Source organism: Bartonella sp. AA74HLJMH, assembly GCF_042197045.1.
Classification (GTDB): domain Bacteria; phylum Pseudomonadota; class Alphaproteobacteria; order Rhizobiales; family Rhizobiaceae; genus Bartonella.
The window spans coordinates 1-292 of record NZ_JBHIRJ010000152.1 but is presented as its reverse complement, the minus strand read 5'-3'; the positions used below and the strand labels follow the sequence as shown (position 1 = coordinate 292).

The 292-nt window shown below is 34.9% G+C and carries 1 protein-coding gene; it reads right to left on the bottom strand.

The genetic code is table 11. From position 1 onward, the window contains the following. Positions 1–162, bottom strand: a 162-nt coding sequence (locus ACFINH_RS10285; protein ID WP_375633078.1) for a sugar phosphate nucleotidyltransferase, incomplete at its 3' end; no start/stop codon positions are given. Between the last annotated feature and the right edge of the window lie 130 nt (positions 163–292).

Below are 292 nucleotides of genomic sequence, written 5' to 3'. Positions count from 1 at the left end.
GATAAAATGTTCAATACCAGCTTCACGTGCCTCATCTACAACATATTGGATAACGGGCTTATCAACAACAGTCAGCATTTCTTTAGGAATTGTTTTTGTTGCGGGAAGAAAACGTGTCCCAAGACCCGCCACAGGAAATACTGCCTTCCGGATTTTACGCACTCTTACCCTCCTGCTTCTTATGAATCTTATAAATTTCTGATTTTACTTAACATATGTTTTTACTAAATGGTAAAAAAGATATCTTATTGTTTTAATTGCTATTATAATGGACAAGAAAGAGATACAAGAA